Annotated in this window: 22 protein-coding genes and 1 tRNA gene; 13 read left to right on the forward strand and 10 right to left on the reverse strand. The window is 65.9% G+C overall.

Features of this window, described 5'->3' with window-relative positions; all coding sequences use genetic code 11:
* The first annotated feature begins 145 nt into the window (after positions 1-145).
* On the forward strand, positions 146-1,438 hold the full coding sequence (locus ACWJIO_RS08320) for a chloride channel protein (RefSeq protein ID WP_480312731.1): 1,293 nt from the start codon (positions 146-148) through the stop codon (positions 1,436-1,438).
* 141 nt (positions 1,439-1,579) lie between these two features.
* Here the strand turns inward: ACWJIO_RS08320 and ACWJIO_RS08325 are convergent, their stop codons facing one another.
* Positions 1,580-1,822, reverse strand: coding sequence for a high light inducible protein (locus tag ACWJIO_RS08325; protein ID WP_480312733.1), 243 nt, complete (start codon positions 1,820-1,822; stop codon positions 1,580-1,582).
* A 106-nt stretch (positions 1,823-1,928) separates the two neighbouring features.
* Between ACWJIO_RS08325 and ACWJIO_RS08330 the strand changes: the two genes are divergently transcribed.
* Positions 1,929-2,900: a glutathione S-transferase family protein gene (locus ACWJIO_RS08330; RefSeq protein ID WP_480312734.1), complete on the forward strand. Its 972-nt coding sequence runs from the start codon at positions 1,929-1,931 to the stop codon at positions 2,898-2,900.
* Here ACWJIO_RS08330 and ACWJIO_RS08335 read toward each other — a convergent pair.
* A complete protein-coding gene (locus ACWJIO_RS08335; protein ID WP_480312735.1) occupies positions 2,897-3,673 on the reverse strand; it encodes a sterol desaturase family protein in 777 nt (258 codons plus the stop codon). The two genes, ACWJIO_RS08330 and ACWJIO_RS08335, sit on opposite strands and share 4 nt — an antisense overlap.
* Before the next feature lie 408 nt (positions 3,674-4,081).
* Here ACWJIO_RS08335 and ACWJIO_RS08340 point away from each other — a divergent pair, with 408 nt between their 5' ends.
* Together ACWJIO_RS08340 and ACWJIO_RS08345 are read left to right on the forward strand one after the other, a co-directional pair.
* Positions 4,082-4,471: a hypothetical protein gene (locus ACWJIO_RS08340; RefSeq protein ID WP_480312737.1), complete on the forward strand. Its 390-nt coding sequence runs from the start codon at positions 4,082-4,084 to the stop codon at positions 4,469-4,471.
* A 195-nt stretch (positions 4,472-4,666) separates the two neighbouring features.
* The gene (locus ACWJIO_RS08345; RefSeq protein WP_480312740.1) at positions 4,667-4,852 is read left to right on the forward strand and encodes an ATP-binding cassette domain-containing protein; all 186 of its coding nucleotides are present in this window, start codon (positions 4,667-4,669) and stop codon (positions 4,850-4,852) included.
* Positions 4,853-4,875: 23 nt separating this feature from the next.
* Here ACWJIO_RS08345 and ACWJIO_RS08350 read toward each other — a convergent pair whose 3' ends face one another.
* From ACWJIO_RS08350 to ACWJIO_RS08365, 4 genes are all read right to left on the reverse strand, one after another.
* A complete protein-coding gene (locus ACWJIO_RS08350) occupies positions 4,876-5,523 on the reverse strand; it encodes a hypothetical protein (protein WP_480312742.1) in 648 nt (215 codons plus the stop codon).
* Positions 5,524-5,633: 110 nt separating this feature from the next.
* Positions 5,634-6,971 (reverse strand): DUF6880 family protein, encoded by a 1,338-nt coding sequence (locus tag ACWJIO_RS08355; RefSeq protein WP_480312744.1) that lies wholly within the window; start codon positions 6,969-6,971, stop codon positions 5,634-5,636.
* A 4-nt stretch (positions 6,972-6,975) separates the two neighbouring features.
* On the reverse strand, positions 6,976-7,287 hold the full coding sequence (locus tag ACWJIO_RS08360) for a hypothetical protein (RefSeq protein ID WP_480312816.1): 312 nt from the start codon (positions 7,285-7,287) through the stop codon (positions 6,976-6,978).
* Complete coding sequence (locus tag ACWJIO_RS08365; RefSeq protein WP_480312745.1) at positions 7,194-7,571, reverse strand: type II toxin-antitoxin system Phd/YefM family antitoxin; 378 nt, start codon at positions 7,569-7,571, stop codon at positions 7,194-7,196. The genes ACWJIO_RS08360 and ACWJIO_RS08365 overlap by 94 nt, the downstream gene beginning before the upstream one ends.
* A 161-nt stretch (positions 7,572-7,732) precedes the next feature.
* On the opposite strand from ACWJIO_RS08365, the gene ACWJIO_RS08370 reads away from it, so the two are divergent.
* On the forward strand, positions 7,733-7,933 hold the full coding sequence (locus ACWJIO_RS08370; RefSeq protein ID WP_480312746.1) for a hypothetical protein: 201 nt from the start codon (positions 7,733-7,735) through the stop codon (positions 7,931-7,933).
* 1,354 nt (positions 7,934-9,287) lie between these two features.
* On the opposite strand, the gene ACWJIO_RS08375 is transcribed toward ACWJIO_RS08370, so the two are convergent.
* From ACWJIO_RS08375 to ACWJIO_RS08385, 3 genes are all read right to left on the reverse strand, one after another.
* On the reverse strand, positions 9,288-10,076 hold the full coding sequence (locus ACWJIO_RS08375) for a hypothetical protein (RefSeq protein ID WP_480312748.1): 789 nt from the start codon (positions 10,074-10,076) through the stop codon (positions 9,288-9,290).
* 75 nt (positions 10,077-10,151) lie between these two features.
* The gene (locus ACWJIO_RS08380) at positions 10,152-10,850 is read right to left on the reverse strand and encodes a LuxR C-terminal-related transcriptional regulator (protein WP_480312749.1); all 699 of its coding nucleotides are present in this window, start codon (positions 10,848-10,850) and stop codon (positions 10,152-10,154) included.
* Between the two features lie 349 nt (positions 10,851-11,199).
* Positions 11,200-11,270, reverse strand: a tRNA-OTHER gene (locus ACWJIO_RS08385).
* A gap of 159 nt (positions 11,271-11,429) precedes the next feature.
* Here ACWJIO_RS08385 and ACWJIO_RS08390 point away from each other — a divergent pair.
* From ACWJIO_RS08390 to ACWJIO_RS08425, 8 genes are all read left to right on the forward strand, one after another.
* Entirely contained in the window at positions 11,430-12,605 is a 1,176-nt protein-coding gene (locus tag ACWJIO_RS08390; protein ID WP_480312751.1) for a hypothetical protein, read from the forward strand.
* Between the two features lie 238 nt (positions 12,606-12,843).
* Positions 12,844-13,305, forward strand: a complete 462-nt coding sequence (locus tag ACWJIO_RS08395) for a mobile mystery protein A (RefSeq protein WP_480312753.1) — start codon at positions 12,844-12,846, stop codon at positions 13,303-13,305.
* Positions 13,296-13,889 (forward strand): mobile mystery protein B, encoded by a 594-nt coding sequence (locus ACWJIO_RS08400; protein WP_480312755.1) that lies wholly within the window; start codon positions 13,296-13,298, stop codon positions 13,887-13,889. The genes ACWJIO_RS08395 and ACWJIO_RS08400 overlap by 10 nt, the downstream gene beginning before the upstream one ends.
* A gap of 434 nt (positions 13,890-14,323) precedes the next feature.
* Positions 14,324-14,845: an SLOG family protein gene (locus ACWJIO_RS08405; protein WP_480312756.1), complete on the forward strand. Its 522-nt coding sequence runs from the start codon at positions 14,324-14,326 to the stop codon at positions 14,843-14,845.
* Positions 14,846-14,896: 51 nt separating this feature from the next.
* Positions 14,897-15,508: a siphovirus Gp157 family protein gene (locus tag ACWJIO_RS08410; RefSeq protein ID WP_480312757.1), complete on the forward strand. Its 612-nt coding sequence runs from the start codon at positions 14,897-14,899 to the stop codon at positions 15,506-15,508.
* A gap of 85 nt (positions 15,509-15,593) precedes the next feature.
* Complete coding sequence (locus ACWJIO_RS08415) at positions 15,594-16,589, forward strand: RAD52 family DNA repair protein (protein ID WP_480312759.1); 996 nt, start codon at positions 15,594-15,596, stop codon at positions 16,587-16,589.
* A 58-nt stretch (positions 16,590-16,647) separates the two neighbouring features.
* Positions 16,648-16,926 carry a galactose oxidase gene (locus tag ACWJIO_RS08420; RefSeq protein WP_480312760.1) on the forward strand — a complete coding sequence of 93 codons (279 nt, stop codon included), beginning with the start codon at positions 16,648-16,650 and terminating at the stop codon, positions 16,924-16,926.
* Between the two features lie 209 nt (positions 16,927-17,135).
* Positions 17,136-17,219: a hypothetical protein gene (locus ACWJIO_RS08425; RefSeq protein ID WP_480312813.1), complete on the forward strand. Its 84-nt coding sequence runs from the start codon at positions 17,136-17,138 to the stop codon at positions 17,217-17,219.
* Positions 17,220-17,268: 49 nt separating this feature from the next.
* Here ACWJIO_RS08425 and ACWJIO_RS08430 read toward each other — a convergent pair whose 3' ends face one another.
* Positions 17,269-18,348 carry a DMT family transporter gene (locus ACWJIO_RS08430; protein ID WP_480312762.1) on the reverse strand — a complete coding sequence of 360 codons (1,080 nt, stop codon included), beginning with the start codon at positions 18,346-18,348 and terminating at the stop codon, positions 17,269-17,271.
* Positions 18,349-18,354: the final 6 nt, after the last annotated feature.

Raw genomic sequence — 18,354 nt, forward strand, 5'->3', positions numbered from 1 at the left:
TCTGGTGCCAATGGATTCAGCATGGCGCGCGCCGCTGCGGGCAGGCTGGCCCTGTGGCTGCCGGAACCTCCAGCGCGTTGGATCGACACATCCCCTAGGCGTTCAGCCGCCCCAACGGCATGATCGCCGTGCCCTCCAGCAGCCGATGACCGGCCCTCGCCGCTCCCCTGCCCAGAGCCTGCGCGCTGCGCTGGCCTGGTCGCTGACTCTGCTGCTGGCGGGTGGTGTGATCGGCCTGGTGGAGCTTCCCTACCAGTGGCTCTCGGAGCTGGGCTTTCGTTTGCAGCAGCTCTGGAGTGGCGGAGGGCTGGCGCAGCGGCCCTGGCTGCTGTTGCTGCCGCTGTTGGGCACAGGTCTGTTCCTGCCCCTGGCCTGGGGGCCGCTGGCGGCCGGCCGCGGCGGCGGCATCACCGGCGTGCTGGTGCTGCAGGACGCCGTCGGGGAGGAGGAGCGCCAAAGGGCCAGCGCCAGCCTTGATCTGAAGCATCAGCTGGCACGCCTGCCACTGGTGGCCCTCACCCATCTGGCTGGCCTCAGCGTGGGAACGGAATCGCCCTCTGCGGCCCTGGGGGCCTCGACGCTGCTGGCCCTGCGCCAGCGCTTGCCCTTGCTGCGCCAGGTGCCCCTGGCCCTGCTGGCCGCCATCGGCGGCGGCGCCGGCCTCGGGGCGGCGTTTCGCTCGCCACTGCTGGGGGCCGCCTATGCCCTGGAAGAACTCAGCGCCGTGCATGGCCTGCCGCTGGTGGTGCCCACCCTGATCCTCGCCGGCATCGGCGGCGCGCTCAATTCACGGCTGGGCCAGCCGGCCCGGCTGGCGGAGGGCATGGGGGCGGCTCTGGAGTTCCGTCTGCTGCCGCTGGCGCTGCTGATCACCGTGATCACAGCGTTGCTGGGGGTGCTGCTGGTGCGGCTGCTGCTTCCCCTGGCGGGAGAGCTGGCCCGGCAGCTGCGGGGCCGCTCCGCCTGGCTCAGCGGCCTTGGCGTTGTGCTGGCCCTGGCGCTGCTGGCCGTGCTCAGCGGTGGCCTCAGCCTCAACGACGGCTCGCTGGTGCTGGGACCTGCCCTGGCCGGTGCCCCCACAACGGCCTGGTGGGGCGCCGGTCCGCGGTTGCTAGGGCCTCTGCTGAGCATCGCGATCGGAGCCCCCGGCGGCCTCATGCACGATTCGATGAGCCTCGGGGCCGTGCTGGTGACGCCCTGGCTGGGCGGTCTGCCGCCGCAGCAACAGGCGGCCCTGGCGGGGGTGGCGGCTGCTGCCCTGTTCAGCGGCGCCTGCCGCACGCCGCTGTTCTGCGCCCTGTTCGTGTTCACCCTTCAGGGCAATGGGGCCCTGCTGCCCTGGCTGCTCACGGCCTCGGCGATTGCCGCCGCCCTGGGCGGCTGGCTGGGCGGCCCCAGCTGGAACGAGGCGCAGAGGGCAGCCTTCCGGGCCCCCTGAGCCGGCAAGCGTTCAGGCGATGAGCACCAGCACCCGGGCAAAGCCCAGGGCCAGCCCGATCTGGCGCAGGGGCAGGCCCAGCACGGTGGAGGCCAGCTCGATGGCGAGGGTGAGGATCACGGTGGAGCAGGTGGGCGGGGCTCAGAAGCAGAAGGGCAGCAGGTTGGTCCTGCAGGCCGCATAGCCATCCACCAGGGCGCCGAGGCCGATCTGGTGGGCGATGCCGAAGCCGGTGAGCCCTTCCACCACCACGCCGATCACCAGCCCCACCATGGCGGCCCGGCCGTTGAAGCGCTCGGCGCTCTGCAGCTGCTCGAGGTGCCGTTGCTGTAGCTCCTGGCTGTCAAGGGATGCGGGGCGCTGGCCGGCGGAACTGGAGGTCATGGCGTTTCGTAAAGCAATGCAACGAAACGTAACACGCCGTTCTCATGGGCCGTCCCCTTGGCCGGCTGGAGGGGGCCATTACGGTCGACCCAGCGACGGCACTCCGATGGGCCTGTTGGTGGAGGGTGTGTGGCGCGACCAGTGGTACGACACGAGCCAGAGCGGCGGGCGCTTCGAGCGTTCCCGCGCGGCGTTCCGCCACTGGATCACCCCCGATGGCCAGGCCGGCCCCTCCGGCCAGGCCGGTTTTGAGGCCGAGCCAGGTCGCTACCACCTCTATGTGTCGCTGGCCTGCCCCTGGGCCCACCGCACCCTGATCGTCCGTGCCCTCAAGGGTCTGGAGACGCTCATTCCTGTGTCGGTGGTGCACTGGTTCATGGGGGATCAGGGCTGGACCTTCAACCCAGGCGAGGGCGTGGTGGGCGACCCGAATGAGGGGGCCCAGGTGCTGCATCAGCTCTACACCCTGGCTGATTCCAGCTACAGCGGCAGGGTCACGGTTCCCGTGCTGTGGGACAAGCAGCAGCGCACGATCGTGAGCAATGAATCATCTGAAATCATTCGGATGTTCAACTCCAGCTTTGATCAGCTCGGTGCCCTGCCGGGTGATTTCTACCCCCACTCACTGCGGCAGGAGATTGATGCCATCAATGATCAGGTGTACCGGCAGGTGAACAACGGCGTGTATCGCTGTGGCTTCGCCACCAGCCAGCAGGCCTACGAAGAAGCCCTGCAGCCGCTGTTCGCCCTGTTGGATCAGCTGGAGCAGCGCCTTTCAGGCCAGCGCTATCTCGTGGGGGACGTGATCACCGAGGCGGACTGGCGCCTGTTCACCACCCTGCTTCGTTTTGATCCGGTGTATGTGGGTCACTTCAAGTGCAACCTGCGGCGGCTGGTGGACTATCCCCAGCTCTGGGCCTACAGCCGTGAGCTCTACCAAGTGCCGGGGGTGGCCGAAACGGTGAATTTCAATCACATCAAGCGCCACTATTACCAGAGCCACGCCACCATCAATCCCACCGGTGTGGTGCCCCTGGGGCCTGATCTGGATTGGCTGGAGCCCCACGGGCGCGGCTAGGGGAGGATCGCTCCGCCCCTGGCCTGAAGCCGCTGGGCGTAGGTGGCGTCTTCGGTGCCGAAGACCCTGTCCCACAGGGTGAAGTAGAGCCCGTAGTGCAAGCCCTGGCGACGGTGGTGGATCGAGTGGTGGGCCGGGCCGATCAGCCAGCGCCCCAGCCAGTGGTGCGGAAAGCGCAACGGCAGGTGATCGAGGCCGAGGTGGTTCACGATCGCCCAGATGGTCATGGTGGTGAGCACCGCCAGCAGCGTCACCGGGTGCAGGGGCAGCAGCATCACCACCGCCACCAGAAACAGCGCCTGAACGGCCGCTTCCAGGGGGTCAAAGGCAAAGGACGTCCAGGGGGTGGGCTGGCGGCTGCGGTGATGGCCCTGGTGGAACCAGGGGTAGAGGGCGGGGTGATGGAAGAGCCGGTGGCTGGCGTAGAAGAAGGCGTCCTGCAGGATCAGCACGGCGCCATAGCTGAGCCCGAGGTACCACCAGCCGTACTGCTCCGGTTGGCTGTAGAGCCGGGTAAGCCCCATGGTCTGCAGTGTGATCAACCCCGCCGTCGCCAGGGCAAACACGCCGGCCGAGAGCACAGAGAGGTAAATGTCACGGCGGATTCCATCGCCGACCTGCTCGGAGCGCGCGTACAGCAGCCACCAGGAGACACCGGCCATCACGAAATAACGAATCAGAATGATGGCAAAGATGCTGAATCCGTAAAAGGCGAGAGAGTGATCAGCGAGGCGAGCTGTGAGGGCTTCTGCTTGGCTCAGTGGCGTGGTCATGGTTTCCTATTTCCCCTTCTTCGAGCCGTGACCATCCTAGGTGGGGCTCCAGTTCTTGAGTTGTCTCCTGAGCGCGTACGCACGAGGTGTCTTTGGGCTCAACCTCCGCCTGGTGCAGAGCCGACCCTGACCTGCATCAAGCCCCTGCCGGCGAGCATCAACGGACCGGCCAGCCTCTGCAGGACCCCTGCTCCCGCCCGTTACCCCGCCCATGAGCCGATCGCGGCGCGCCTCGAACAACAGGGCTCAGTGCCTTTCTGTGAACGTCGGTCGCTGGCCCAATGGCCCTGGTTTGAGAACCACCTCCACGCTCCCATCACTTCGGAGTTTCTGGCTGATCAGATCTGGCGGCTGAGTCGCGGTGATCCAGCTTGAAACTCCATCGGGGAGAACACCCATGGCCTCGGGATGGATGGTGCCTGTCAGGTCAGCTTCACCGGCAGCGATGGCAGCACCGGCCTGATCGCCGATGTGTGGCTGAGCACAAGCCCAGCGGCTGTTGATCCGATCACCGGGCTGAGCATCGGCAGCACGGCCGCCCCCGCTGATGCAGCCATCGCCACTGACCCCCTGGCTGAGCCGGCGCCTGCAGGCTTGCCGGTCGTGGAACCACCAGCCAGCGAGCCGCCCGGCACTGAGCCGCCCGGCACGGAGCCGGTCTCATCGGAATCGCTGAGCCTTCCGGCCCTGCAGCCCGAACCGCTGCTGCCGCCCTCCCAACCGGCGCCATCGCTGCTGAGGGGTGGCCCGTTCAGCAGCCCTGATCCCCTGGCGGCGCCTGACGCAGAGCTGCTCTGAGCAGGCTGTTGTCCAGGCGCACGAACGTCGCTCGGCCAAGGGGCTGGCCACCGGCGAGCGCCTGGGGCTGCTGGAGGCTTCAGGGGCGGGCAAGACGCTGTTGCAGCGAGCGATGGCCCTGCTGGATCCGCTTCAGGCAGGCTCGATCCGCCCCCAGGGGCGACCGCCGCAGGGCTGGGGACTGGCCCCCCTGGCGTGTTCAGGAGCTACGACGCCGAGAGGCTCTCCGGTGGTGAGCTGCAGCTGTTGAGGCTGCTGCGGGCCCTGCAGTTCGACCCCAGCGTGATGCTGCTGGATGAACCCACGGCCTCCCTCGATGGTGCCATCTTCACGATCAACGCGGTGATGGTGATGGGCCCCTTGCGCCTGGGTCGCGACTGACCCCATATCAGCCCCGCCACAAATCAGCCCGGCCACAAAAACGTATTGAAGTAGCGCGTGCCGATGCTGTTCTGATAGCCCAGGGTGTTTTTCTCTGACAAGCTCACGACGGCGCCCAGTCGGTCGGCCGTTTTGACGCATTGCTGGAATGTCTGGGCTGTGTAGCATTGAATATCCAGCTGATTGCATCCCCTGGGAGGCACCAGGCCAACCTGGAAGGGCTGGATGCTGCAGAAGATCGGTTTGGTGTAGAGCTGGCGAAGCCGATAGAAATCGTAGAGCGTGTAATTGGCAAAAAAGTGATCATCCACCTGGATGCCGTCGCCGTGGCGTGCTTCATGCAATAGGTCGGGCACGCTCAGGGAGCGGTATTGGGGCGATTGAACCCACACCACCGGCATCAACCCCTGCTGGCGGGCCTCCCGGGCCACCTGCTGTTGCGTGGCATCAGAGACCTTGCGGTAGTCGAGAAAGACCACGCGATAGCGCACGGCTCGAATCCGAGCCATCAGCTCGCCCATCCTGTTGGTGGAGCTGTAATACCAGATCTGGGGCTGCGACAGCCATGTGCCGTTGGGTGCTGCCGTCGCCAGCAGCGGCGCCAGGGCCAGGGCGAAGATCGAAGCCTGGCAGGTGATGGATCTGAACCTGTGGAACAGCTGCAGCGACATGGAAAAGATCTCGTTGGTCTGCTCTGGATGAAGACGCCTGGTGGGTGTCGTGCTGAGTGTCGTGCTGAGTGTCGTGCTGAGTCTGCAAATCATCGCCCTTGACCTCTCCATCACTCCAGCCTTTCCCAGAACTGCCAGGTTCCCCCGAACCTGTCATGAAGGCTCTCGAGGTAGGTGGCATGGTCCGGCTGCCCCTGCCAGTTGTCGATGCGGGCCGCCAGCTGGTCGCAGTGACGCAGGTGCTCGGCGGCGTAGCGGTAGCGCTTGGTGCGCCCCATCTCCAGCGCGAAGAACACCAGTGGCCGCAGCAGCAGGGTGGCCGCCAACGGGTGGTGGGCACTGAGGCGCTCGGCGGCGGCGCAGTGAATCGTGTAAGCCTCCCCATCCCACTCGCGTGCATGAGCCAATACATGGCGGGCTGCGCGGGAGATGGCCAGCCATGCCACCAGGAACTGCAGCCCCCGCAGGCTCTCCGGATGCTGCCCGGCCAGCTGCAGGGCCCGCTCCTCGGCCTCCACATCCTCAAAGTCGTTCAGGCGCTGGAGGTACTCGCGCAGGTGGGGGATCGAGAGGCTGTGGCTGAACCACTGCCAGCGCATCTCCTGGGCTTCCGCCCGGCGATTGAGGGCCTCAAGCACGGCGATGCGGCTGTCGTGCCACGCCGACTCCTCGAGATCTGCGACCTCTTCCGTGGCTGCATCGAGAATCTGCAGGGCTTGCTCCGCCCGCTCGCACCTCAGCAGCTGCTGGGCCACGCCGGCGGCGATGTCGCGCCAGCGCAGATCCTCAGCATCGAACTGGGCCAGGTAGCCCTCCACATCGCCCCGGGCCAGAGCGATCTGGAGCAGGTGTGTGTCGCCGTCGCGGCTGCCACGCTGGCGGCAACTGCTCTCCAGCAGCTTCAGGCCCCTTTTGCCAAGGGCCTCGGTGAGTGCCGGCACCAGCGCATCGAACTGCTCATGGCCGTTCTCGGCCAGCAGCTCGGCAACCTGCTCCACCAGGGCTTCCGGCTGCAGCTGGGCGGCCTGGGCCAGCGGCCCGAGCTGCTTGGCGGCCCGCTCGAACACCCCCACCACCGTGTCGCTGCTGCCTGTGCAACGCTCCAGCACCCCTTCGGAGAGTTCCAGCAAGCGCAACAGCAGATCGCAGGCCTGCCTGGGGTCAGCGGCGGCGATCGGGCCGCTGATCGCCTGGAGCTGGGCTTCCAGATCACTCAGCAGAGCCTTGCGTTTGCGTGAGTCAACCAAGGTGCTGGCCCGATCGATCGCGGCCAGACGCTTGCGCACGTCCTGGGCGGCGGCATCGATCCCCTCGGCGGTGGCCAGGGCAAGCCGTAGCCGCCGCTGAACCACGGCGTTGCCACCGCTCACCTCGATCAGCAGCTCCGCGAGCGCGGCAGCCCCCAGGGCTTCCAGGTTGCTCGCATTGAGGCTGCGCTTGCTGGCCACTGGGCTACGACTTGCTTTCGCCCAGCAGCGTGGTCAGCTCAACGTGCAGCAGCCGCGAGGCCGCCCACTTCTGGCGATCGATCAGCAGCAGCTGGTCGCGGCTCACCGCCAGCCCCCAGCGGGGCGGGATCTCTTGGCCACGCAGTCGCTCGCTGTTCAGTTCGTTCCAGGTTTCGCTTTCCTGCACCAGGGCCAGGGAGGGGTCGTGGATCTGCTGGCCGCTCACCGCCAGCTCCAGCGGATCACCAGGCTCACCGTTGGCCTTGGCCACCGCTTCCAGCAGGGGCGCCTGGAACGCCTCGCCGCCGATCGGCACGGGTTCTGCCCGCCAGCTGAAGGGGTTGCCCAGGGCCTCGCTGAGCGGCCGGAAGAACAGCTCAGTTCGCGGCTCGGCGTGGCGATGCCCTCCAGGATCACTTCACGCATCCCCGGAAGCGACACCACGTGCAGGGTTTCATGAATCGCCCGCCAGCTGTCTTCCGAAAGGACCACGGCATTGCCGCGCTTGCCGGTGATCTGTCCGGCCTCGTGGGATTGGCCCACTTCATCGATCAGCATGTAGGGCTGTTTACAGGCTTCTGTCGCCGTCATGCTGGGCATCGCTGACCCATTGCCGTGCCTGAAACCGTACTGAGGTTTGAGCCGCCTGCGCGGCGTGAGGTGCTGCCAGGGGTCGTAACTGCAAGGGAGAGCCCTGCAGTCCGTCACCCCTGACCGATGAGCAGAGGCTGCTTGTGATCCGCCGGGAGAAGGCCGAGGCGATGACCCAGGCCCAGGATCTCCACCAGGCGCTGGAGGCCTTCGAGGCGAAGGAGTGTGCCCTGCATGAGCTCCTCAGCGAGCTGGAGCAAGCCAAGGAGGAATCCGGCTTCTGGGGCATCGTCTACCTGAGCCGGCTGATCGAGAAGCTGCGCCAGCTGGTGGGTGGCAGCGGCCAGGCCGACAACCAGGCCAATGGCTGATCTCAGCCGCCGCTTTGCGGCATTGATGGCCCGCATGGCCCGCTCCGATGCCGACCTGTTCCGCACGCTTGGCGAGCAGAATGCCGCCGTGCGTGGCCTGCTGCGAGGATCCCGGAAACAGCACGGTCCGCTGCGGCCCTGGCCCCCTCGCCGCTGCTGTGGGTTGAGGGGTGCAGCCAGGCACGGCTCAAGGCCCGCTTCCGCACCCTGTCTCCCGCCCGGGCCTTTCTCGAACAGAAGCTGGGGCCACCCAGCGCTGGAGTCGGTCGTTTGACCTCGGCGGACGTGGAGGAGACCTTCAGCCGCGGCAGCTGGCCCGTGGGCAAGGGCAGTGCAGCTCAGGTCCGTGGCAACGCAGTCGGCAACACGGCTGTCCTCGCCGCCATGGAGCAGCGCCTTGTCGAGCGCTTCGACCGGATGGAACTGCAGTGGGATCAGATTGAGATCCTGATGCCGCAGGTGCTGCAAGCCCGCCTTGAGGGCAGAAGCGGCGATCAACCGCGATGGCGGAACGCGAACATGCCCCCTTTGAGCCCTACTGGGATGTCGCCCTCGTTGGCGTCCCCGAGCACCGCGCCGCGGGTCAGCCCAATGGGCTCAGTCACATCGCAAACGGCCTCATCTTTGCTGTTCCGGCGGCAGGCGCCCCCCACCAGGCAACCAGTGCGATCCAGCAACCCCCTCCCGGCTGAGGCTGATGGAGCGGTACCTGCAGACAGACCGAGTGCAATCCCGCCGCCTTTCAAACCTGCCACTCAGCAGGGGGTGGGGGGAATGGCCCAGAACCGAGGTGTGCATGACCGTCGCAGGGCGCCGCATGGCCGGGAGGGGGGCCGTCCTGGCCTCGGGAGTCGCTCCAGCGCTCGGCCAGCTCCAGCAGGGCCGCCACGCCCGCCGGCACGGGTGGCCTACCCCGAAGTGGTGAGGATCGATCCGGTGATCGCCTGGAGCTGGGATTCCAGATCACTCACCAGAATCAGGCTGTTGCGGACGTCCTGAGATCCGCCGTCGATCCTCTCTGTCGCGGTCAGAGCACGTCGCAGCCGTTGCTGGATGAGGGTCTTGCCAAAGCGCACCCCTTGGGGCTGAAGGCTGGGGAGGGGCCCTGCCGCAGCAAGGCTGCACGAGGCGGAGGATCCTCCAGGTGAGGCAGCCGGAACGCCTCGCCGGCCGCAGCCGGTTGCAAGAACACTGCCTGAGGGCGTCCGGAACAGTGCGAGGCCACCCCCAGGGCTGTTCAGCGCCTCCCGGTGCGCAACGTGTCTCCGCAGGTCGCCGATGTGGTTGTCGAGCAGGGCGATCCTGGCAGCGCCATCGAGGACCTCTGGTCGAGAGCCGCCTCCTTGCGCACCAACTAGATACGAAGAAGCTTGACAAAACCAGACACGTCTTCCTTGATTGATTCCAACCCCAGAAGGGAAGGTATGTCATGCCGGGCATTGGCAAAAGACTGGCTTGCCATTTCTGTCTCTGGGTCTGCTGATTCCCCAGCACAATCTTGTTCCTGACCTCGCCCGGAGCCAGCCTTGCCAAGCAGAGTCATGGTCAGTAGTTCTTTGTAGGACATGCTGTGATGACCTCTTTTGTGTTTGGCTCTGCCGTCTAGGCTAATCAAAAGATGCACGAAATGAGTTAATGCTTCTTCAAGCCCCCTGCGAGTCTCCGTGTTCATCGCCTCGTCATAGACCTGACAGATGCTCAGCATCTGTACAATATTCTCGCCAGCTTTCCCCTTCATCGTAAAGAATTCGATGCTGCTTTCCTCGTGGGGAATGCCCTTGACTTCTTCCAGGTGTTGCATCTTTGCCAGACTGTCGTGATTGTAGATATCGCCAATCTTGTTAGAAATGTACTTGTATGTATCGAAAATGAACCCGCTCAATTCCTGGCAAAGCGACACGTTTCGCTCTACTGAAAATGATATCCCCAAGGCCAATAGGGTGGCTGCAACGCAGTTGTCTACGTTGATTTCAAGGTCATCTTGTGCCTGAAAAACTGCTTGACAGGCTTCAATTGCATCCTGCAGTTCCCCTTGGCAGATCTTGAAAAAACGTTCTGTGTGGGTATGCATCTCGACTGCGCTAAGGAGAAACAGGTTGGTCGTCCTTGAGGTCTCTTCACCATCCCTCAAGACCGCGCCCACGTGCATCCCCCAAATGGGTGATTTTCTTGGCCAAGCTCCGCCGGGATTCAGCGCCTGCCTTGGTCTTCCAGGCGTCTAGGGGTTCTCTTGCAGGGCGGACTCGAGGCTGATCAGCCCTGCGGCAATGGAGCGCACCACGGCCTGGGTTCGATTGTCAACATTAAGCTTCTGGTAGATGTGCTTCACATGAGTCTTCACCGTTTCCACGCTCACCACGAGCTGCTTGCTGATCTGCTGGTGGCTCAGGCCCAGCATCAACTGGTTGAGAATTTCCCGTTCCCTTGCGGTCAGATGTTCCACTCTAGGGGGGGGGCCTTCTTTGCGCAGGACCTCCGCAACGGAATGTGGGTAGTAGATCCCACCTCCGGCGACGACCCGAAGGGCAGGCATGAAGCGTTCTGACTGATAGCAGATCCCGTCACAGCCCCTAGCCAGCGCTTCCCGCACCAAGGCTTCACTTGAATCGTCGATAACAAGCAGCGTCTTGATGGAAGGATTCAGCGCCTTGGTTTGCCCCACCAAGGAAAGGCCTGTTCCCTGTTGCAAGACCTGGCTGGCAATCAGCAGTGTGGGCTGATGCTTCCTGACCAGCTCAAAGCCCTCCTGCTCAGTGGTGGCAGCACCAACCAGGCTCTTGTGCACGGGTGTGATGCACATGAAGGCTCCAAGCCACTTCATGTGCTCCAGGCAGGCCACCGTGGTGTGATGGGCCAGAAGCTCCTCCAATTCCTCCAGCAATGCAGAAATTCCCGGGATGAAAGGCGAAAGGTCCAAAGCCGGGTCGGCGTCGTGAGGAAATCATCGCTGGATCCGCGTCCGATGCCTGCTGTTTGCAGACCAAGCGATTGCCCCAGCTCCATGCCGAGTGCCTTCTACCCAGAGGATGCTGGTTCTGAGCGGGCCGAGACCCTTGTGGCCATGATCGAGACGAGCTCTGAGGAGGCCGCGGGACTTCGGCCTTGACCTTGGCCATTCAGGGCGTCCAAGCCAGCTGGAGCGCCTTCCTGTCGGGTGTCTGGCAAACCAGGCGAAATCCGGGGCGCCAAGCACTGGCGGCTGTGGTCCGCCCCTGTGGTCCCCTTGTTGTGCAACCCATGCCCCGGAACACCATGGGATCACTGAATCGGGGCGACAGGATTCGAACCTGCGACCTAGTGCTCCCAAAGCCCTCTTTTTTGGGTTTTTCGGACCCCGCTCCACTGCTGCGATCTCAGTCAAAACCCCTTGCTACAGCAAGCTTCTGGGCTGCAAGAGCGTGACAGGCGATGCCCAGCCATGCCAGGCTTTTGGGGTCGATTTGCTCACATATTTGCTCACATGGGCAGTTCTAGGGCCTCGAGCACGTGGGCGTCGGTGCTGCGCTCCGGCCTGCGCCTCTCCCTTGCCCAGCGGGGCACGAGCAGCGGCTGGCGCGTCTCTGATTTCCGGGGTCGCACCCGCCTCACGGTGGATGGGAGGTCCGGGCGGCAGCAGGTGCTCTTGCCCATCGAGTGGAGCCATGAACAGGCCGATGCCATTCGAGACGCCGTCTTGGCAATCCACGGCGCGTACCTCGCTGGCTCCTCTCTGGATCAAGCGATCGACGCCGCGCTGGCGGGCGATGAGCAGGCCGGAGACTCCGGTACTGGGCCAATCGACTGGCCTGCCCTGGTGGAGCGGTTCAAGGCGAGAAAGCTGAGCAGCGGCGCCATCAAGCCTCAGACCTGGAACAGCGTGTATCAGCGCCGTATGGCTGAACTGCTGGCTGTCTTCGAGGGGAAGCGACCGCCAACCAACCCCCGGGAGCTACTGGAAGCCGTGACGGCCCGCTGGGCCAAGCAACCCGGAGCCCGTGGCCGGCAGATCCAGGTGCAGCAGACCGCAGCGCTCCTGCGCTGGGGCGTTGATAACGGCACATTGGGCCCGGAATGGGCGCCACCGCTCGATCTTGATCCCTACGTCGGCCGCAAGCGAGCAGCGAAAACCATCACCACCCCGCTGGAGGTGAAGCACATCCTGGAGTTGGTGGATGCCATCCCCGACCCACGGTGGAGGTTTGCCTTCCAGCTGCTGGCGGCCTATGGCCTGAGGCCGGAGGAGCTCCAGCACCTTCAGATCCGAGGCGATCGCCTGTGGTGCGAATACCGAAAAAGCACCAGTCGGGGCGAGACCCAACCCAGGCCCTTGCGTCTCCTTCCCTGTGATGACTGGGCTGAGGGCTGGCATCTGCTGGAGACGTTCAAGAGCCAGCCATTGCCGCCGATGCGGCCTGGCTATGGCGCCGAGGATCTGGGCCTCTACATGCGCAGGCGGCGCCGCTGGCAGGAACTGCGCCAGGACTACGAAGCAGCCGGCGAAAAGCTCGTTCTCTATTCGGCGCGGCATGGCTATGCGCACCGTGCCCACCTGATCTGTGAACTGCCTCCCAAGGTCGCCGCTGCCGCCATGGGCCACAGCGTCGAGACCCACCTGGCGGCTTACAGCAAGTGGTGTGGTGATGACGTGGTGGACGACGCTTTTGAGCGGGCCGCGAAACGTCTTGGGCGATGAGCATTGCGGATGCGAACCCCAACACCCCGCGGATGCTGTTGGCCGAGCTCCTCAGCGGCCCCTGAGGCTGAACCGTCCCGCAACCAGATCGCAGAAGCATGTGCAGAGAGAGTCTGAGCAACCTATCGCTCCCGCAATCTCACCATTAGGCAACCCATCGCTCTCCTTCGCCAGCAAGTGCAAGGAGTGATAGGTTGCTTTTAGTGCACCCTCTCAGGGCTGATCGCTCCCATCCACCATGAATGCCAAGGAGCTACGGCTGGCCCAGATGGATGCGGTGCTGCAAGAGGCTGCGAGTCACCCGCTGCCGCCACGTCCGCCAGCAGGCTGGCTGCGGGCCATCCGCGAGACCCTGGGGATGACATCTGCTGTGCTGGCAGGACGCCTTGGCGTGACGGCTTCTGGGGCGCGCAAGCTGGAGCAGGCCGAGGCGGCCGATGCCATCACCCTCGGCACCCTGCGGCGGGTGGCTGAGGCCCTCGACTGCGACCTGCAGTACGCCCTTGTACCCAGGCGCCCGCTGCGGGAGATGAGACGGCAGCAGGCCCTGAGGCTGGCGCAACAGTGGCAGCAACGGGCCGGTCGCACCATGGCGCTGGAGGCCCAGCCCATTGATGCGCCATCCGAGGCAACAGAGGAGCGCCTTGAGGCCATGGCCCAGGAGATCCTCCACACCAGCGGCAGCCGGCTGTGGGATTAAACGAGGACCTGCCGGCCGGGGCTACGCCCCTCGACGGGGATGAGCTGGAGGGGCTGCTGCCCACCCATCTGGTGAACCGCAGCCAACTCAATGAATGGGAGCAACAGAACATCGAAGCTGCTCTGCTCTGGCTGTCCCGCCAGCGACGGCCCCGGCCGCTGGAAGAAAGCTGGCTGCGACGCCTGCACCGCGAGATGTTTGGCCAAAGCTGGCGTTGGGCCGGTCAGTACCGGAGCAGCGACAAGAGCATCGGCGCCGACTGGCGGCAGATCCGGATGCAAGTCCCGGCCCTGCTGGCCGACATCGCCTTCCAGGTGGAGCACCGGGTGGATGTGGTGGATCTGATCGCCATCCGTTTCCATCACCGGCTGGTCTCCATCCACCCCTTCCCCAACGGCAACGGTCGCCACGCCCGCCTGATCGCTGACGCGTTGATCGAGCAGCTGGGTGCACCTCGCTTCTCCTGGGGCGGCAGCAGTTCCCTGGTGAATGCCTCAGCTCTGAGGCAGCAGTACATCAGCGCTCTTCAGCGAGCTGACCGCGGTGATCTCACTGGACTGCTGGCTTTTGCCCGAGCGAGCTGAGCAGGCACCGCAGGGCTCCGGTCGGCGACGGCCGTCCTTCAGCGTGCCACGGCTGCGCCGTGGCGTGCATCGGCCAGCCGCCGCCGCCCTCCGCTCCGGGGCCGGTGAGGGGGTGCAGGCATGGCTGTCCTCCCGCGGCTGCGGTAGCCGGGCCTTCGCCCGCGTTGATGAAGAAGAGGAAGGCCCCAAATTGCCTCGCGCGGCTGCGCGGCCAGCTGGGCATTCCGTGCTGAATCTGATGGCCTTGCTTATCAGCTTTCCGATCCACCAGCGGATGGCTTTGCTTTGCGTAGATCCATTGCCCCGCAGCTGCTCTGCTCGCTGCTCAGTGCGTTTGTACTGGTAAGATAAGAGCTGCGCCAAAGGCCACGAGCCCATCGCCTGCGGCAACGAAATCCTCGGACAACTTGCCCCATTCGTTTGCTCTGTAGCCCATGAGCTTGTTCTCTGCTGCAGTGGCCCAGGCCGCTGCATTGCCTTCCCTTGGCCTCCTGCCGCCGCCAGCGTTGGCCCATCGCTCGGTCGTCATCGTCGCTGCCGGTGGCCGTGATCTCGTCTGGCCCCAGGAGCGCATCGCCTCCGCCCTGCTCCAGCGCAGCGGTGGCCGGCCTGTCCATCTGCTGCTCCATGGCGGGGCCCGTGGCGCTGATCGCGCCATCGGCCGTGCCGCCCAGCAGCTCGGCTGGGGGGTCCAGGCCCTCGCTGCTGATTGGCGCCGCCATGGCCGCGCTGCCGGTCCGATCCGCAATCGCCTTCTGCTGGAGCAGGCCCTGGTCGAGGCCCAGGCTCACACCTCCCCAGCGTTCAGCGCCTCGGTGCTGGTGATCGCCTTCCCCGGTGGGGCAGGCACGGCCTCGCTGGTGCAGCAGGCCCGCCGCTGCTCCTCCCGTTCGCCGGTGCCGGTGGTGGTGATGGAAGTGCCGCCGTCGTTCGCGCCAGAGCCCCTCGCCACTTGAGCGGCAGTCGCCGCCCCGTTCGTCTTGTCCCTTATCCCCATTCACCACCCCATGGCCGTTCTCACTGCCCCTGCCGCTCCTTCCCTCCCTCAAGCCGCCGGGCCGTCTTGCACCCTCCAGCGCTCCGGCTCTCTCTGGCAGCTGGGCATCGAGGCCCAGGAGCTCACCACCGCCATCGGCCAGCTCGCCGAGCAGCTGGAAGCCGATGACGACGATTCCCGCGCACAGGCACTCGCCGAGCTGGAGGCTGCCCTGCTTGCAGAGGAAGGCAACAAGGCCGCCCTCGCCGCCAAGGCCGATGCCACCTGCTGGGTGATCGAGCACCTGCGTGGTCAGGCCGCCTACCGCCAGCAGCAGGCCAAGCGTCTCACTGAGCTCTCTCGATCCGATGCCTCCCGGGCCGACGCCCTCGAGGACTCCCTGGTCCTGGTCCTCACCCGGCTGCAGCCCACCGCCACCCGGTTCTCCTTTCCGAATCACGAGCTCAGCTCCCGCAAGTCCCAGGCCGTCGAGATCGACGACGAGGACGCCCTCGATCCCCAGTGGCTGAGCTTCTCCACCACCAGCAAGCCGGACAAGGCCGCCATCAAGGAGGCCCTCAAAGCCGGCCAACTCATCCCCGGTGCCCAGCTCCTCTCCCGCCGCTCCTGGCGCATCTGTTGAACGGGGCATAAGCCCCTCGCAACTGGGGTCCTTGCTGGGCAGCCGGGGCCCCCTTCGCTCCTCACACCCTTTCGCTTCCATCGCCATGACCGTCGCCGCTCCTTCCGCCAACGGGACCCGCACCACCAGCCGCCCCGCTCCTCCTCGACCGAGCCAGAGGCCGCCCTCGGCCCTGGAGCTGATCCGCTCAACTGACCGCGCTGTGGAGGCTCCAGCACCAACCTCGGCACCGGAAGCCCCCCAGGCTCCGCCTGCTGGCTTCTCCCCCGAGCAGCTCGCGGCGCTCTCCGCCCCGCTCGATCGAGCCAACGTCCGCCAGCGGGAGCAGGGCCGCAGCCGGGTGAGCTACCTGGAGGGTTGGCAGGTGATCGCGGAAGCCAACCGCATCTTTGGTTTCGACGGCTGGCAGCGCCAGACCATCGCCGTCCGCTGCGTCGCCCAGGCCGAGCGGCTGATCGGCAGAGATCAGAAGCCCGGTTGGGGCGTCACCTACACCGCTCGTGTGCGCGTCACCGTCACCGCCGGCAGGCTGACACCCCTGGTTCGGGAGGGCAGCGGCGCCGGCCACGGCATCGACGTGGACCTGGGCCAGGCCCATGAATCCGCCCTCAAGGAGGCCGAGACCGATGCCATGAAGCGGGCGCTGATGACCTTCGGGAATCCGTTTGGCCTTGCCCTCTATGACAAGCGCCAGCGAGAGGTCAGCAGTGCTGCGGGCCAGGGTGATGGGCCCCAGCGGCCTGGTGGGCAGCGGTCTTCTCTGAGTCGGCCGGAGGCTGGTTCTTCCTCCGCCGCCGCTGCTTCCCCAGCTCAGGGTCGCACCCAGGCCACGGCCCCGACGCCACCCCCATCTGCCCCGGCCGACCTCGGCCAGGTGCCCCTCGATACCAAGACGATCCAGCACCTCCACAGCACCCTGCGGGCCCTGCCACGGCCACTCCTGGAGAGCCTCACCCGGGCCTTCCGCAAGCGGTTCCAGGTGCCCGAGGAGGCGGCGACGATCGCCGATCGGATCAACCAGAAGTGCCACCACGACTGGATTGAGACCTTCCTGGTGCAGCACCAGGCCAGCAGCGACTGAGGGCCTGGCGCCAAAGCGCATCCCCTGTTAGTACAGGTGTACGCCTATCGTGGTTGCCATGGTGCCGGTCCCGCTCTCCCGTCTGCAGCCTTCCCGCACCGACGAGATCGAGGACTGGCCCTACCTCGATGAGGGCACCCTGCAGAAGACCCGCAGCCGCAAGGTCTGCATGACCTGCCACTGGTTCCGCCACCACGCCGGGGTGAACTGCATCCCGGTGCTCACCTGTCAGCTGCACCAAGGGCTGATCGCGCATGGTGAGCACCTCACCAGCCGCTGCCAGGGCTGGACCGACGACTTGGTGCGGCAGAAGGGCTGGGCGCCGGAGGTGGCCTGAGCGGCATATGAACTTCACCGACAGGCCCGGCCGGCCGCCGCTCTCACCCCGGGAAGGCTGGCTGAGCGACGGCCGCCAGGTGCTGCACTTCATGCCATGGCGTTACGACCGCTGGAGCCAGAGCCTGGAGGTGACCCTCGGGGAGCTCATACCCAGCGGAGGGCCAGCACTATTCCAAGCTGCGCAGGGAGCTCACAGGCGAGCAGGCGATCCGGCTCTGGGCCCAGAAGCGGCAGCAGGGCTGGCAGGTCTGTGCGCCGCATTGGGAACTTTCGCCGCTGCCGCCGGGCTGATTCGACCTCCTGCTGTCGCATGCCCCAGCAGGCGAGAGCCGATGCCTGCTCAGTGGCGATGGCGGTGATGGGTGTCGCTGACGTGTGGGTGTGCGTGCTCCAGCTCCCCGTGGCAATGCTCATGGGCGTGCCAGAAGGGCTGATCGGCAGCGACACCCTCCAGCTCCTCGGGTTGATGGCGGTGCTCGTGATGGGGATCGCCGCCGAGTGGATCGTGCCGGTGGCGATGGGCATGACGGAGCACGTCATGGCGATGCCAGTGGCTGTGCTGCTCCAGCAGCAGCAGCAGAACACCCGCGGCCATCAGGCCAGCGGCCACCAGCAACTGGGGCGTGAAGGCCTCGCGCAGGATGACCAGGGAGAACAGGGCACCCACGAACGGCGCGGTGGAGAACAGCACCGCCTCGCGGGCAGCACCGAGATCGCGCAGGGCCAGCAGATCCAGCCAGATCGAAATGCCGTAGCCCAGGGCCCCGATCGCCAGCAATGCCAACATGACTGGCAGCGCCGGGAAGGGGTACCCGAGCAGCAACGCCAGCGCCAGCATCGGCAGCGACGCGCCCGCGGCCTTGCAGGTGGCGATCTGGATCGGATTGCGCAGGCTGAGGCTCTGGCTGAGGTTGTTATCGATACCCCAGGCCAACGTGGCCAAAGCGATCAGGGCACTGCCCCCTGCATTGGCTCCGCTGAGGGAGCCCTCGGAGAGCAGCACCGCCGCGGCGATCGTGAGCCCAGCAGAAAGCAGTCCCCGCCGGCCTAAGTGCTCTCGCCCCAGCAGCACGGCGATCGCCAGGGTGAACACCGCCTCCAGGTTGAGCAGCAGCGAGCTGGAGGCCGCGGGCAGGCGCGCCAGGCCCATCACCAGGGCCACCGGTCCCACCACGCCGCCGAGCAGGGTGAGGGCCGCGAGCGCTGGCCAGTCCTGCCTGCCTACGGAGGTTTCGGCCTCGGTGTCTCGGAACAGCCGCACCGCCAGTAGGGCCAGGGTGGCGCCCCCATAGAGCAGCCCGGCGATACTCAGAGCCGAGCCAGAACCAGTCACGGTGCTGATCAGCGGGGCGCTGATGCCGAATAGGACGGCGGCCGCCAGGCCAGCCAGCTGTCCACGTCGGAGAGAAGACCAGGCCATCGACTG

This window comes from Paraciimarium castrense LEGE 11436 (assembly GCF_056633055.1).

Excerpts from the sequence above, each read along its gene's own strand:
- ACWJIO_RS08320 (WP_480312731.1), top strand. The coding sequence starts at position 146 with ATGACCGGCCCTCGCCGCTCCCCTGCCCAGAGCCTGCGCGCTGCGCTG.
- ACWJIO_RS08325 (WP_480312733.1), bottom strand. The coding sequence starts at position 1,822 with ATGACCTCCAGTTCCGCCGGCCAGCGCCCCGCATCCCTTGACAGCCAG.
- ACWJIO_RS08330 (WP_480312734.1), top strand. The coding sequence starts at position 1,929 with ATGGGCCTGTTGGTGGAGGGTGTGTGGCGCGACCAGTGGTACGACACG.
- ACWJIO_RS08335 (WP_480312735.1), bottom strand. The coding sequence starts at position 3,673 with ATGACCACGCCACTGAGCCAAGCAGAAGCCCTCACAGCTCGCCTCGCT.
- ACWJIO_RS08340 (WP_480312737.1), top strand. The coding sequence starts at position 4,082 with ATGGATGGTGCCTGTCAGGTCAGCTTCACCGGCAGCGATGGCAGCACC.
- ACWJIO_RS08350 (WP_480312742.1), bottom strand. The coding sequence starts at position 5,523 with ATGTCGCTGCAGCTGTTCCACAGGTTCAGATCCATCACCTGCCAGGCT.
- ACWJIO_RS08365 (WP_480312745.1), bottom strand. The coding sequence starts at position 7,571 with ATGCCCAGCATGACGGCGACAGAAGCCTGTAAACAGCCCTACATGCTG.
- ACWJIO_RS08370 (WP_480312746.1), top strand. The coding sequence starts at position 7,733 with ATGACCCAGGCCCAGGATCTCCACCAGGCGCTGGAGGCCTTCGAGGCG.
- ACWJIO_RS08395 (WP_480312753.1), top strand. The coding sequence starts at position 12,844 with ATGAATGCCAAGGAGCTACGGCTGGCCCAGATGGATGCGGTGCTGCAA.
- ACWJIO_RS08405 (WP_480312756.1), top strand. The coding sequence starts at position 14,324 with ATGAGCTTGTTCTCTGCTGCAGTGGCCCAGGCCGCTGCATTGCCTTCC.
- ACWJIO_RS08410 (WP_480312757.1), top strand. The coding sequence starts at position 14,897 with ATGGCCGTTCTCACTGCCCCTGCCGCTCCTTCCCTCCCTCAAGCCGCC.
- ACWJIO_RS08415 (WP_480312759.1), top strand. The coding sequence starts at position 15,594 with ATGACCGTCGCCGCTCCTTCCGCCAACGGGACCCGCACCACCAGCCGC.
- ACWJIO_RS08420 (WP_480312760.1), top strand. The coding sequence starts at position 16,648 with ATGGTGCCGGTCCCGCTCTCCCGTCTGCAGCCTTCCCGCACCGACGAG.
- ACWJIO_RS08430 (WP_480312762.1), bottom strand. The coding sequence starts at position 18,348 with ATGGCCTGGTCTTCTCTCCGACGTGGACAGCTGGCTGGCCTGGCGGCC.